Source organism: Hominimerdicola alba 8 (assembly GCF_000178155.2).
Classification (GTDB): Bacteria; Bacillota; Clostridia; order Oscillospirales; family Ruminococcaceae; genus Hominimerdicola; species Hominimerdicola alba_C.
On the sequence record NZ_ADKM02000086.1, the window covers coordinates 12,460 to 26,884 of the forward strand.

Below are 14,425 nucleotides of genomic sequence, written 5' to 3' on the forward strand. Positions count from 1 at the left end.
TATTACTTTATAGTGACTGTGAACTTGGTGTCATCAAGCTGGTTTTTGTACCACTTGCCACCTACTTTTGTGCAGATAGCCATTGTGTATTCACCTGCATCGCACTTGGGCGAGGTGAACTCATTCTTACTTCCGTCAACGTAAGCCTTTGCGATCCACTTACCGTCTTTGTACATGCAGACAGCGTACTGCTCAGCGGTATCGACAGGTCTCCATTCCACACTGAAACGGTTATGCTCTTTGTTATAACCCAGACCTCTGATCTTCGGTGTGGTATAATAAGTTCTTACAAAAATATTATTGGTGGAATTTCTGTTCCAAACGCCGTTTATTCTCGGGAATACTGCCACTCTGTAGCTGGTATTGTATTTCAGACCCTTTAGCACGTAGGAAGTGCCGTCACCTGTTGCAAGGGACTTCCACTTGCCATCAACATAGCCCGCAACTGCGTATTTATCAGCACCCTCGACTGCGTCCCATGTCAGCTTGACACAGCCATCGCCCATTTCATAGGTGATCTCGGGCTTTATGCTCATATCAGCATCGTAAATATAAAGATCAAGACCATTATCAATGGCAAAAGACTCGGCATAAGAACCCGAATTGCAGTAGATAGTAGAATTATTGAAATTACCCAGCAATACATCAGTAACACTGTCGGGCAGCATTACCTGTTCCAGCGCATCACAGTATGAAAATGCCTGTTCTCCGATATTCTTCACGCCATCACAGATGACAAGATCATTAAGACTTGCGCACCCCATAAAGGCACACATCGGAATAGTTTCCAGACTGCCGGGTATATATGCCGCTATAAGATCTTCGCAACCTAAAAATACATCTCTCCCCAGCGTTGTCAGACCATCCGGCAGACTAACTGTAACAAGACCGTTGAAAGAGAAAGCGTGAGTTCCGATAGTTTTTAGGCTTTTAGGAAATTCGATGTTTTGAAGACTTGTACACTCTGAAAACGCAAATTCTTCTATGGTCAACAGTCCTTCAGACAGTTTTACGCTCTCAAGACTATCACAACGACTAAATGCCGCTCTCTCAATTATTTCAACGGTGGAAGGAAGTTCAACCTTTTTCAGATCTGACAAACCATAGAATGCGCCTTCACCGATATATGTCACACCCTCAGGTATCTTGACCTCTGTAAAAGTAATAGTATCCTCAAAAGCTGAACGTGCTATACCTGTAACTATATGACCATCGATCTCGGCGGGTATTTCGAGGATCGAATCCGTACCGATGTATGATACTATGTCACAAGTACCATCTTCCTTTACGCCTATGAAATAATCTCCGCAAGAAATAGCTCCTCCGATATAAGTATCGCTGTCACCATTTTCAGCCGCGCTTGCCGACACCACAGCAATGTTATCCGCGTTCTTTTCGGGCAGTACCGCTCCGCCGAATACGAATGTCAGTGCCAACAGACCTGCTACTAATCTTTTGTTCTTCATTTTTGTGTCCTCCTAAGTAAAAAAAGTTTACATATTCATTTTATCATTTTTGTAACATTTTGTCAATGGATTTTCCATACATATTTCGATATGGTCGATAAAAATTTTATCATATACATTTTTATATATAGACATTCCAAATAATGCAATAACTGCATTTCCGTTTGCTTTAACGATCGTTTTTCCAAAAAACAAAATGACTGCATGACCTAAAAAGCCATGCAGTCGGGGAATATTATTTTACTGTTACTGTGAACGCTCTGCTGTTTATATTTGAAAGATCCCACTCGCCGTTAACTCTGGCGGCGATGAGGAGTTTATAGGTGTCACCTGCTTTCAGCTTGGGAGAGGTGAAAGTGGTCTTGTCGGTGTAGGTCTGGACTCTCCACTTGCCTGCTATGAATGCGGCTATGCCGTATTTGTCAGCGCCTTCAACGGGTGTCCATGACAGGCGGAACTGGTGATAGGTGGTGCTGTAGTCGATGTCGGTAACTTCGGGGTATTTGTATATCAGCTTATAGTTAATGCCGTTCTCAATTGCATACTGCTCAGCATATGAACCACTATAGCAACTAATCGTAAGATCAGGGATAGGCGAATAAACTTTTTTCTCTCTATCATAGTAATGAAAAGCATTTTTTCCTATAGTTGTAACACTTTCAGGTATTGCGATATCAATGATTCCGGTTTCATAAAAAGCATATACAGGCAAAGTTGACAAACTTTTTGGAATATTAATACTTTCAAGATTGGAACAATAACAAAACACATGATCACCGAGATAAGTTAAGCCATCGGGCAAATAAACACTTTTGAGATTTTTACAACTATAAAATGCAGATCTCTCTATACGTGTAACACTATCTGGTATAACAACTTCAGACATTGCACAGTATCTAAATGCATCTTCACCAATAATTGATGTACCTTCTGGTATATTAATATTCTTAAGTGAAGTTCCATAACCGAAAGCTGAATATCCAATGCTTGTTATACTGTTTGGTAACTCAACACTTTCAAGGCATGGACAAAATTCGAATGCATAATCACCTACAACTGTTACACCGTATGGTATAGTAACAGAAGTAAGTTTTTCGCAATCCCGAAACGCTCCTTGGCTGATTGATGTCAAATTTTTCGATAAAACAACATGTTCAAGACTATCACAACCCATAAATACGAAGTCACCCAAGTTAACTACACTATCTGGTATTGTTACTTCAACCAAGTTATTACTGTCATCAAATGCCTCATCACCAATATTTGTAATGCCGTAAGGCATGATAACCCTTTTAAAACTTGTACAATAGAATGCTCTTTTTCCTATACTTGTTACAGCAACACCGTCTATCTCGCTGGGGATCTCGACTGCTGTTTCAGAACCGGTATATTTTGATATCTCAATAGTACCATCTTCAAGCATAGTGTACGTGAAGTTGCCGTATGTCAATTCTTCTGCACTAGCTGAAATAACAGTGTTGTTGCTTACCACGCCTGTTGGGAGAGCTGCCCCGCCGAATACGAATGTCAGTGCCAACAGACCTGCTGCGATTTTCTTATTTGTATTTACCATCTTTATAACCTCCGTAATTTTACTTTATACCCGTTTTTTCACGCGAATATGCGGTCTACGCCGCTTTTGGGAAGGCTTTTTCAGCCCAACTTTATAAAATCAATCATTATACTGAAAACTTCCGAAATATAACTGTTTCGATATCACGACCTTTCCGAATGATGGATTTTTTCGGCTAAAGCTGCCGTTCTGCCGATGCGAATTGTGAAGTATCCCCCTTTCGTTAAAAGATTACACTTATATTTTATCATAGCCGTAATTTTTTGTCAATGGATTTTCCATACATTATTAAACATAGCCAATAAAAGTTTTAACATATATATTTATATATAGCAAGTAAAAACTACCGAAAAATCATTTTTAGCGCAAAAGGAAATTTCTGACAATGTGAAAGTGTCGTTATGAGGAACTTTGCGTTTTTAGAGAAAATAGGGTTCAGCGCATTATTAGTCAACACTATTGACATATTCAATTGTATATGGTATACTAAACACACGGATATATACTTTTTTACATGGAGGGCAAAATGAATCTAACACATCTGCGTTATGTAGTCGAGGTCGAGCGGCTGGGTTCGATAACTAAGGCTGCATCGGCGCTTTATATGGGTCAGCCGAACCTTTCAAAGGCTATAAAAGAACTTGAACATGAGGTAGGAGTACCGATATTCAAGCGTTCTGCTAAGGGAGTAGTTCCCACTGACAAGGGCAAAGAGTTTTTGCAGTATGCGAAAGCCATACTCGTTCAGCTGGATAAAATGGAAGCGCTTTACAAAGACAACATCGCTGACACCGCCAGCTTTTCACTGCTTCTGCCGCGTGCAAGCTATGTCACCCATGCTTTCACGCTGTTTCTGAACCGACTTTCGGACAAGAAGGCTATGGACATAAAGATAAAAGAAACGAACTCGATGGAAACGATAAATTCGGTGGTGGAATGCGAGTACGATCTGGGGATAATACGCTATCCCATCGCTTATGAGAGTTTTTTTCTGCCGCTTCTTGAAGAGAAAAATCTGGCAGTACATGACAGCTGGCAGTACGACTATGTGCTTATAATGAGCGAAAACAGTCCGCTGGCGCAGGAGAAAGAGATAACTGAGGAAGTGCTGGAAAAGTACATCGAGGTACTTCACGGTGACAATATCGTACCGAACATTTCGGAGGTCTACCAAAAAAAGAGTGCTGATTTCCACCGACCGCGCAGGCACATTTACGTTTATGAGAGGGGCAGTCAGTTCGACATACTGGCGGCGTGTCCCGAATCTTTCATGTGGGTATCACCGATGCCGCAGGAGATACTCGACCGATGCGGGCTGGTGCAGCGCAGGACTCCCCTTATAAGCAAGACCAACAAAGATGTGCTGATATATCAGTCAAGCTACAGACTTTCGGTCACTGACAGAATGTTTCTGGAAGAGTTGGAGAGGGTCAGGAACGAGATAACCGAATAACGCAAAACAGACACAGCGCAGCGCCGTGTCTGTTTTTTTACAAAGTTGGAAATAGTTATCCCTTTAATACACCACAAGAAAACGCCAACTATTGCTAATGCCTGCTGAAAGGCTGTTTGATGTGGTGTCAGCGAGATAATTATAGAGTTTAATGCAGAAAACAGCGCACCCGCCAAAAAGACAAGTGCGCTGTATATGGGATAAAGTTGTTTAAATGGCTTTAGATCAAACTACGCCCTGAGCCTTCATAGCTTCAGCGACCTTCAGGAAGCCTGCTATGTTAGCGCCTGCGATCAGGTCATCGCCCAGACCGTACTCGTGAGCAGCCTCGATAGAAGCGGAGAAGATGTTCTTCATGATCTGGTGCAGCTTAGCGTCAACTTCTTCAGCAGTCCAGTTGTATCTCATGGAGTTCTGGCTCATCTCCAGACCCGAAACTGCAACGCCGCCTGCGTTAACAGCCTTAGAAGGAGCAACGATAGCGCCGTTCTCTCTCAGGTAAGCAACAGCATCAGCAGTTGTAGGCATGTTGGAAACCTCAACATAGTACTTAACGCCGTTTGCTACGATGTTCTTAGCATCGTCAATGTTAACTTCGTTCTGGGTAGCGCAAGGCATTACGATGTCAACCTTCTGCTCCCAAGGCTTCTTGCCTGCGAAGAAAGGAACACCGAACTTGTCAGCATAATCCTGAACTCTGTTTCTGCAGGAAGCTCTCATCTCCAGCAGGTAGTCAATCTTCTCAGGAGTGTTGATACCGTCAGCATCATAGATGTAACCGTCAGGACCGGAAATAGTAACTACCTTACCACCCAGTTCGTTTACCTTCTTGATAGTACCCCAAGCAACGTTGCCGAAGCCGGATACTGCGAAGGTCTTGCCCTCGATGCTGTCACCGAAGTGCTTGAGCAGCTCAACAGTATAGTAAACAGCGCCGTAGCCTGTAGCCTCAGGTCTGATCAGAGAACCGCCGTACTGCTGACCCTTACCTGTCAGAACGCCTACGAACTCGTTTCTGATTCTCTTGTACTGACCGAACAGATAGCCGATCTCTCTGCCGCCTACACCGATATCGCCTGCAGGAACGTCAGTATCAGCACCGATGTGCTTGCACAGCTCGGTCATGAAGCTCTGGCAGAAACGCATAACTTCAGCGTCAGACTTGCCCTGAGGGTCAAAGTCAGAACCGCCCTTGCCGCCGCCCATAGGAAGGCTGGTCAGGCTGTTCTTGAAGATCTGCTCGAAGCCGAGGAACTTGATAACAGAAGCGCATACGGTTGGGTGGAATCTCAGACCGCCCTTGTAAGGACCGATAGCGGAGTTGAACTGGATACGGAAACCTCTGTTTACCTGTACCTTGCCGTTATCATCTACCCAAGGAACACGGAACATTATCTGTCTTTCAGGCTCAACTATTCTGTCGAATACGCCTGCGTCGATAAGATCCTGTCTTTTATCTGCTACAGGAACAAGGCTCTCGAGAACCTCATAAACTGCCTGGTGGAATTCCTTCTCGCCGGGGTTTCTCTTCTCAACCTGCTCGTATACCTTCTGGAGGTACTCATTCTTCAATGCCATTGTAAAAACTCCCATCTTTAATAAAATATCCGCGTCAAGCCCGCACTTGACGGACATTTGTCCGCGTCAGGCTCACACTGCCCTTATATTATAGCACACTATTTTTCATTTTGCAAGTACCAAAGCGAAAAATTTCAGAATAAATTGAAATTTTATATCATTCGGAATAATTCGCGCACTTTGAGTCGTAAGATTTATGCAAATAGTCGGAATTGTTTTGCATAAATGCAAAAGCACGTCTTCAAATAATAATATTTCTGTGCTTTCAAACTCCCTGTTTTGCAGGAGTTTATGCAAAATGAATTTTAAAAGTGCCAATCCTGCAAAATTAGTTTACATGTACTGACATTGCACCGACATTCTGTGCGGCTACTGATGGTGTGGGGGAGTTCCCAGCTTTACAATTTCAGAGTATTGTATATAATTTTTTCTAAAAACAAGTACATATATAAACCAAAGTTCCGTTTGTGATTAGTCAAAATATATAATATTATGATTAAATACAACATCACAATGCTACACTATGCTTGACACTTAAAACATATTATGATATAATTATGTAAATCTAACACTAATGTTCACCATAAATTATTTACCTGTTAAAATCAAGAAAAAGAAAGGATGATATTATGATTAAAATTAATAAAATTGGTTCTGTAATTATCGCCTTTGCGCTTCTTTTTCAATTATCGGCTTGTAGCCTTTCAGAAACAGCTAAGAATACTGCGTCCGCGGCTAAAGAAAAAGTAGGTGAAGCAAAAGATTATGTTGTTGGATTATATGATCAGATCGACGTGACCAAATTCAAAGACGGTTGGAATTCAACAGTTGATTTTGCTAGTTCTAAATTTTCTGCTGCAATTGGAAATCAATATGTAACAGATGTCGGCAATGCAATCAATACATTAAAAAACAATATTAATGCTTCGGCGGGATCTGCTCGTACCACTGCACAAGAAGCGGGTCTTGTCGCTGAAAAATGGGTTGCTGACACATTCAACATCGATGCTATCGCCAGAGGTTCATCTAGCAGTGCTAATGTAGTAGGCTCAAATGGTATGGGATCCGTTGATGTAAGCACTTCATATGGCGAAAACGCAAGTCTGAAATACTACAATTCCGGTTCGGGTAGTGCTGCCGCTCAAGCTACTGATATCCTTGAAGAATATGGTAAGTATAAATCGAAATCCAGTAAACCTATTTCACTTGATGAATACTTAAATAAATACAATGTTAAATCCGATGATCTTGATGCTCTTTATGCTTCTATTTATGAAGGACAAACTCGTATCATCCCCTCCGATCAATATAATGAAGCTGTTAAGTACTTAAATAGCAAGTATAATACATTTACTGAATACGAAAAAAATACGGGCAGCGGTCGAGGTAAAGCAAGAAGTGAAGCATATGCAGAAACTCTTGATAATCTAAAGACGAAACTCGAAGCCCCTGATGGTACTTCATCAAAAGTCGCTACATACGATGAAATGCAAGCTATTGCAGAATTAGCACAAAAAGGAGATTTCGATCCATCTGACTTTGGTATCACCACATCTCAGATAATTACGCCGAAATATCTCGTAAAACAATCCGTTAATTCCGGATTAACATCGGCGGCATTGAACACAGTATTATCAATAGGACCGGATATTTTTTCAATTTTGAAACAATCGGCTGAAAACGGTAAATTTGATGAAGCTCAGTTAAAGGAAACCGGAATGGAGGGACTGCTGGCTGCTTCAAATGGATTTGTTGAGGGTTCTGTAAGCTGTGCAATTTTCACTGCTTGTCAGGCAGGAAAACTTGGTGCAAAATTTAAGGATGTATCTCCTGATATAATAGGTACACTTACTGTTCTGACTATTGACGCTTTAAGATTTGGTTATTCTCTTTCTAAGGGAGAAATAACAGCACTTGACTACAGTAATCTTATGGCTGAAGAGGTTTTGGTTGCTGTCATTTCTCAAAGCTCAGGTGTTGCCTTATCAGCCTTGCTTCCAGCTATACCAGTTGCGTATATGGCAGGTAGTCTGGCAGGCGGAATGATAGCAACAGTTGGCTTTGAAATTACCAAAGAACTTGTACTCGAAATTAAAGATGGCGGAGGGTTCGAGGCAATCGTTCCCAAAGATGCTGTTGACACAATAAATGTTATAACTGATAAGATTTCAAACCTTAACATCAAAGATCAAGTAACCACGTTCAAAGACATGGCTGTATCCACAGCTAATGATGGATATATAAAAATAAAATCCATTGTAAAATAATGTATTCTCTGCGCGAAATGTGCTGAAACAGCAGCGGCTTTTATCATATTCGGCTGGCTTATATACCTCGGGAAGAAGTACCATCTGATAAACGGTTTTTCTGAGGACTTTAAAGTGCGCCGCCGCGATGAAAGTTATGCAAGGCGCATTTGGTTTGCCGAACTGACCGAACGGAATACAGTGTTTACCGCATGGAATGATTTTAATTTTGGCGTGACAGTTCTGAAAAATCATGCCGTTTAGTATATGACTGCGCTGATAACATCTTATAACAAAGGAGTGTTGACCATGCCCGACTTCATTACTGTAAACGAACAGAGCAGCATAAGGATAGCTGCTGAAAAGACGATATATTTCGACCCGCTTCACATAAGCGGTGAGCCGCATGATGCGGATATCGTCTTCATCACCCATGACCACTACGACCATTTTTCGCCTGAGGACATTGCTAAGGTCGCGAAGGCTGACACCAGATTTGTGGCACCGTCTTCACTTGAAAAAAGTTTTGCGAAAGCGGGCATCGGTGAGGGCATGACGACTTTCATGCACCCCGCGTACAGCGCTGAGGTCGAGGGTGTGCCGATAGATGCGGTGGCGGCATACAATCTTATAAAACCTTTCCACCCGCGCAAAAACGGCTGGCTTGGCTATGTGGTGACTGTCATGGGCAAGCGGGTCTATGTATGCGGAGATACGGACATCACAAACGAAGCGAGGGCGGTAAAGTGTGACATCATCTGCGTGCCTGTGGGCGGCACTTTTACCATGAACGCAAAGCAGGCGGCTGACCTGGTGAACATCATCAAGCCCGATATCGCCATACCGATACATTACGGCACTATGGCAGGCAAGCCGTCAGACGGTGATGCTTTTGCAGCGGCGGTTGAGAAGTCTGTAAAGGTGGAAAAGAAACTCAGTTTTTGAGGGAGTTTTATACCTTAATAATATAGGGAACAACGGCGGATATATATCCGCAGGCAATATTTACACGAAAGAGGTCTGACTGATGAAGATAAACGGTCTTATATTTGACATGGACGGGCTGATGGTAGATACCGAAAAACTGCTGACCCGTTTCTGGCGGGAAGCGGCAGCTTTCTACGGGTGGAACATGACGCAGGAACATGTGCTGGGCATACGTTCGCTGGCAGGCAAGTATGCGGGTCCGAAATTGCAGAAAGAGGTCGCGCCGGACTTTGACTATGCAAAGGTCAGGCTGAAAAGGGTAGAACTTATGAATGCTTACATTGCCGAAAACGGCATAGAGAAGAAGGCGGGGCTTGATGAACTCATCGCATACGGCAAAGACAGCGGTCTTAAGCTGGCTGTAGCCACTGCGACCGACAATGTGCGTACAAAGCTGTATCTTGAGTCGATAGGCGTTTACCATCATTTTGATAAGATAGTCTGCGGCAACATGGTGAAAAGTTCAAAGCCCGACCCTGACATTTATCTTACTGCATCGGCTGAACTGGGTCTTCCGCCTGCGGAATGTGTTGCGCTGGAGGACTCGCCCAACGGCATAAAGTCGGCAAAGAGTGCGGGCTGTGTGCCTGTTTTCGTGCCTGACCTGTCACAGCCCGACCCTGAAACTGCGGGGCTGATGTTTGCATGCTGTGAAACACTGGCACATGTGATACCAGTCATCGAAGAACTGAACAGATAATAAAAGCCCCCATATCAGCGCGATATGGGGGTCAAGCATTATTCGTCTTTTTCGGAAGTTTCGTTGGTTTCAATACTTTCGGTGCTGTCTTCGCTGTCTGTGGTCAATGAAGAACTTCCCTCTTCATCATTGCCGATGAAGATTTCTTTCAGCGCATCGCGGCGTTCATCGCCGTCCAGCTTTTTGCCGTCTATAGTGACATCTGCCGCTTTCAGCGATTTATATGCGAAGCCGTCATGGACTACCTCTATGGTCACCGTTGCTGATTTTTCGGCGTGTTTGCCCGAATATTCGATGGTAAACTTACTGCCGTCTTTTGAACATTCGGTATCATAGCCGTCATCGAACCATGCTGTCAGCTGTTCGCCTATCACATTGTCAGATGTTCCCCTGAAATTGTTGAGTGCCGTTACCGAAGCGTTTTTCAGCTTATCGGGCAGAGTATTTTTATTTATCATCAGCCCTTGCGTGAAACCGTTGCCGAATATCGCCGCCGCCATAAGTATACCAAGTACCACGCCGCGATAACCCTCGCCTTTGCGCATCTCATCGCGGGTGAATATATAGGCAGGCGGGATAGGCAGGAGTTTTCTGAGTTTTTCAGCCTTTTCCTCAGAAAGCGACGGACTTATCTGCCGAAAATCAGCATAACAACCAAACCATATCAGTATCAAAACTGTCAGCCACAGTGCCGCGCCTGAATATCTGTCATTTGCGTAGAGTTCCATGAACAGACCTGCCACAGGTATGACAGTAACGCCCCACATTCCGCCCTCAGCCGAGCGTTCGCCTTTTGCGAGGGGCTTTTTTATGGGTTTTACGTAGTTTTTTGATGTCAAATGATCTATATTGAGATCCATATATTATCTCCATTCAATATCGGGCTTGCGTGTGCAGACATAACGCTCTTTGCCCACAGTTTTTTTGCCATACTCGATGGCGGCAGTGGGACAGCCGTTTATACAGGACATGCAGTGGGTGCATTTTTCGCCCCAGACAGGTCTGCCGTCCACCAGTCTGATACTCTTGTAGGGACAGACTTCGGCGCATTTGCCGCAGCCCACACAGCTGTCGGTCACACGGAACTTCTTTGAGGAAACGAAAGCGCCGTAGAACCACGGATTTATCATGGCGGTAAAGGGTTTGAGCATCTTCATATCAAGGGTATCTGTCAGCTTTTCGTCACTGTTGATGATATTTGCGATGCGGACTATCTCGCCGTTGGCGCGGCTGAATATCTTTTTCTGCTCTTCCTTTGATGGGGCTTTGTACATGACAGTGTAGTTTTCGGGCATTGGTATGCCTGCAAAGCCCATGAATCTCATGCCTTTTTTCTCGCAGATGGCTTTGAGATACTTTGCCGCGTTGCCCGTCTGACTTTCGCAGGTGGCTACAAAGTAGACTTCATTCGAGCCCCAGAGATCGGAGTTCTCGATAAAACTCTCCACCAGCGGCGGAAAGCGCCATGCGTAGATCGGAGCGCAGAAAACATAAGGCTTATTGGAGTAAAATTTCACCCTTTTGCCTGTACGTATAAGTTTTTTCATATCTCTTGTTTCATCAAAGGTCAGTTCGCTGATGCACTCAGCGGCATAGCGGGTGTTGCCTGTACCCGAAAAATAAACTACCATGATGTCACCTCTTTCTCGGAATTTTCTGTACCGACTATCAGTTTTTAAAAGTTTCCATATCCTCTGCCTTAGCGAAAAGCACGTAGACAGGGGCTATCATCTTAAAATCCGCGGCTACCCGCTCTTTCAGGTCATTGCTGAAAAAGATGTCGGGGTCGTCACTTTCATGCACCACTGCAAGATTTTTGCGGTTGAGCCAGTTCTTATAATTATCGGGCTGTGCGGGAAATCTGTCGCGCTTGTACATTTCGCCGTCAAGGTTGAAAACTTTCTGCTTATCATATGTCTTTATGGCTTTGATGGCTGTTTCATCACCATCTGTTATCATAGTGCGGACATTTTCCATAACAGGTGTGGGGATATGATAGTACCCGCAGCCCCAGCCGAAATTATCAGGGTTTATCCAGAAGAAGAATTCGGGCTTGCTGACGAATGGCTCTTTAGGGCGCATAAGCGAGAACCAGATGGACTTTTTGAAAAACATGCCATCTTTCATCAGCCTGACATCTTTATAGATACGGCTTATCTTTTTCGGTGAGCAGACTATCTGCGGGTCGATATCATTCATCAGCGGCGTGAGGTATTCTATCATCTCACGCATGGGTATCAGGACTTCCTTTTCGTATATATCCTTATTCTCTTTGAACCATTCCTTATCGTTGCGGGTATAGTTCTCAAACAAAAACTGCGGTGCGTTCGGGGTGAACGGCATTATACACACCTCTTTTATAATTCATAATTATTGACAGGCATCACAGTATTGTGTTTCTGATAATATATTTTCCTTACATATATGATAGTATACCACATTTTCCCGCAAATGTAAAGCCGCAAAAGATGTACACCAAAATGTACCCGAAATAATGTAATCAATATGTAATTGACAAACCGAAGCTAATGTTTTATAATTAAATTAGGCAATATGACAAGGAGGTGTTTTTGTGACACCATCAGAAAGAAAAACCATCAGCGAAAACAAGCTGAAAGAACAGGGCATTGCGATCAATCAATGGCTGCCGCTGCTGCCTGCTGAGGAAGAAGCAAGCATTCGCAGCTTTGATGAGATCTGCGGCAGGGCGGTGGCTTCACTGCTGATGATACAGCTTGCAATAGACACATCGAACGGTCAGTATGACGAAGGATTTGAAGTCATCGAAGAGATGCTTGACAAATTCGGCGTGAAAAGTGCGCTGAATACTGCTGAGAAAGAGGTCTTTGACGGCATAGCAGAACCGCAGACCGTTATGAACATTGCTTGGGAGTATGAGTGCTACTGGTCGCTGGTATGGGCGCTGGGGCTTATAGATGATGCTGACTTGCAGGGCGCGGAAGACATCTGTGACTGTGAAAGGGCGATAAAGCTGGTCAGCAAATGCGATGGCATGCAGGCTTTCAAGGCGCAGTGCAAAATGCGTTCCGCTGAGGAGATACTGGCTATGGCAGACTATTTCTACCGTCTGCACTGGGCGTGTGTCGAACACCGCTTAAATCCCGAAACGCCCATCGGGGATATAAGTGAAGAAGTTGTTATGGAAAGGCGCAGAGGGCTTGAATGGCTTATCGGCGGCGGGAACGACTGGTTCGATATATCGCTTGATACGTGATATACGGCTGAAAAGCCGTTAAATAATGAAGTACAGGTATTGAAAGGAGAAAGGAATATGGCTAAGATAAAAGTTGTAACAATTGGTAGACTTTACTGTTCAGGCGGCAGTGACATCGGCAAAATGGTGGCTGAAAAGCTGGGTGTTCCCTGTTATGACAGGGAGATAATCGAGATGGCGGCTGAGAAGAGCGGTATCTCAATGGCTGACATCAAAAAGTATGAGGAGAGCGTGCTCAATCCTCTGAAAAAATCGATCAACTTCTTCAGCCCTCCCGATGATATCACTGAGAGGATATTCGCGGCTGAAACTTCGGTGGTATATGAACTGGTGGAGAAAGGTCCATGCGTGATAGTGGGCAGGTGCGCGGATTTCATACTGAAAAACAAGGTGAAAACGCTGAATGTGTTCATATATTCATCGCTTGACAAGCGCCGTCAGACTGCCACAAGTGAAAAGCACAATATTCCTGTGGACGAAGTGGAGAGCCGTCTGAAAAAGTATGACAAGAAGCGCGGCGATTACTACAACGCCAACACCAACAAGAAGTGGGGCGCAAAAGCAAGCTACGACCTCTGCCTTGACAGCGGTACGCTGGGTTATGAGATGTGCGCTGAACTTATCGCCCATGCGGTGGAGGTATCAAAATAATGGCGAAGGAGAAAGATGTAAAGACCAACGCCATGCGCATTCTCGACCGAAACAAGGTCAGCTACAAGGTCAATACCTACGAATGCGAAGAATTCATTGACGGCGTACAGATAGCCGATATGCTGGGTCAGCCTTATGAGATGACCTATAAGACACTTGTAGCACAGGGCAGGAGCGGCGGATATTTTGTGTTCGTCATACCCATCGCGGAAGAACTGGACATGAAAAAGGCGGCTAGATCGGTGGGTGAAAAGTCGGTGGAACTGATACATGTCAAGGACATCAACAAGATAACCGGTTACATTCGCGGCGGGTGTACCCCGCTGGGCATGAAAAAACAGTTCCCTACTGTGGTGGACGACACTGCAAAAGCACTTGACGAAATAATAATCAGCGGCGGCAGACTGGGGTCGCAGATATTTCTTTCGCCAAAAGACCTTGTAAAGGTCACAGGCGGAAAGTTTGAGCAGATAATATTTGAGAGTCAGCAGGACTGAACATAATGCAGAAAAGATGATGCGCGGCGGGTATATCCT

General features: G+C 44.1%; 13 protein-coding genes. 7 read left to right on the forward strand and 6 right to left on the reverse strand.

Going from position 1 to position 14,425, the window contains the following annotated elements:
* Positions 1–2: 2 nt before the first annotated feature.
* Positions 3–1,466 carry a leucine-rich repeat domain-containing protein gene (locus CUS_RS09700; protein ID WP_002850097.1) on the reverse strand — a complete coding sequence of 488 codons (1,464 nt, stop codon included), beginning with the start codon at positions 1,464–1,466 and terminating at the stop codon, positions 3–5.
* Positions 1,467–1,701: 235 nt separating this feature from the next.
* The gene (locus CUS_RS18620) at positions 1,702–3,039 is read right to left on the reverse strand and encodes a leucine-rich repeat domain-containing protein (protein ID WP_002850144.1); all 1,338 of its coding nucleotides are present in this window, start codon (positions 3,037–3,039) and stop codon (positions 1,702–1,704) included.
* Positions 3,040–3,565: 526 nt separating this feature from the next.
* On the opposite strand from CUS_RS18620, the gene CUS_RS09710 reads away from it, so the two are divergent.
* The gene (locus CUS_RS09710; protein ID WP_002850104.1) at positions 3,566–4,492 is read left to right on the forward strand and encodes a LysR family transcriptional regulator; all 927 of its coding nucleotides are present in this window, start codon (positions 3,566–3,568) and stop codon (positions 4,490–4,492) included.
* A 225-nt stretch (positions 4,493–4,717) separates the two neighbouring features.
* On the opposite strand, the gene gdhA is transcribed toward CUS_RS09710, so the two are convergent.
* Entirely contained in the window at positions 4,718–6,070 is a 1,353-nt protein-coding gene (gene gdhA / locus CUS_RS09715) for an NADP-specific glutamate dehydrogenase (protein ID WP_002850178.1), read from the reverse strand.
* 629 nt (positions 6,071–6,699) lie between these two features.
* On the opposite strand from gdhA, the gene CUS_RS09720 reads away from it, so the two are divergent.
* From CUS_RS09720 to CUS_RS09730, 3 genes are all read left to right on the forward strand, one after another.
* Positions 6,700–8,337, forward strand: a complete 1,638-nt coding sequence (locus CUS_RS09720) for a hypothetical protein (RefSeq protein WP_002850126.1) — start codon at positions 6,700–6,702, stop codon at positions 8,335–8,337.
* A 288-nt stretch (positions 8,338–8,625) separates the two neighbouring features.
* Positions 8,626–9,261 carry an MBL fold metallo-hydrolase gene (locus CUS_RS09725; RefSeq protein ID WP_002850140.1) on the forward strand — a complete coding sequence of 212 codons (636 nt, stop codon included), beginning with the start codon at positions 8,626–8,628 and terminating at the stop codon, positions 9,259–9,261.
* An 82-nt stretch (positions 9,262–9,343) separates the two neighbouring features.
* Complete coding sequence (locus CUS_RS09730) at positions 9,344–10,003, forward strand: HAD family hydrolase (RefSeq protein ID WP_002850160.1); 660 nt, start codon at positions 9,344–9,346, stop codon at positions 10,001–10,003.
* A 38-nt stretch (positions 10,004–10,041) separates the two neighbouring features.
* On the opposite strand, the gene CUS_RS09735 is transcribed toward CUS_RS09730, so the two are convergent.
* The 3 genes from CUS_RS09735 to CUS_RS09745 are packed head-to-tail and all read right to left on the reverse strand — an operon-like array spanning position 10,042 to position 12,346.
* Positions 10,042–10,863, reverse strand: coding sequence for a hypothetical protein (locus CUS_RS09735; RefSeq protein ID WP_002850116.1), 822 nt, complete (start codon positions 10,861–10,863; stop codon positions 10,042–10,044).
* Between the two features lie 3 nt (positions 10,864–10,866).
* Complete coding sequence (locus tag CUS_RS09740; RefSeq protein ID WP_002850259.1) at positions 10,867–11,634, reverse strand: EFR1 family ferrodoxin; 768 nt, start codon at positions 11,632–11,634, stop codon at positions 10,867–10,869.
* Positions 11,635–11,671: 37 nt separating this feature from the next.
* Positions 11,672–12,346 (reverse strand): DUF2461 domain-containing protein, encoded by a 675-nt coding sequence (locus CUS_RS09745; RefSeq protein WP_002850229.1) that lies wholly within the window; start codon positions 12,344–12,346, stop codon positions 11,672–11,674.
* 229 nt (positions 12,347–12,575) lie between these two features.
* Here CUS_RS09745 and CUS_RS09750 point away from each other — a divergent pair, with 229 nt between their 5' ends.
* From CUS_RS09750 to ybaK, 3 genes are read left to right on the forward strand one after another with little or no spacing between them, the layout of a single operon-like run.
* Complete coding sequence (locus tag CUS_RS09750) at positions 12,576–13,238, forward strand: DUF4272 domain-containing protein (RefSeq protein WP_002850128.1); 663 nt, start codon at positions 12,576–12,578, stop codon at positions 13,236–13,238.
* Positions 13,239–13,295: 57 nt separating this feature from the next.
* Entirely contained in the window at positions 13,296–13,889 is a 594-nt protein-coding gene (locus CUS_RS09755; RefSeq protein WP_002850133.1) for an AAA family ATPase, read from the forward strand.
* On the forward strand, positions 13,889–14,386 hold the full coding sequence (gene ybaK, locus CUS_RS09760) for a Cys-tRNA(Pro) deacylase (RefSeq protein ID WP_002850247.1): 498 nt from the start codon (positions 13,889–13,891) through the stop codon (positions 14,384–14,386). The genes CUS_RS09755 and ybaK overlap by 1 nt, the downstream gene beginning before the upstream one ends.
* The last annotated feature ends 39 nt before the right edge of the window (positions 14,387–14,425 follow it).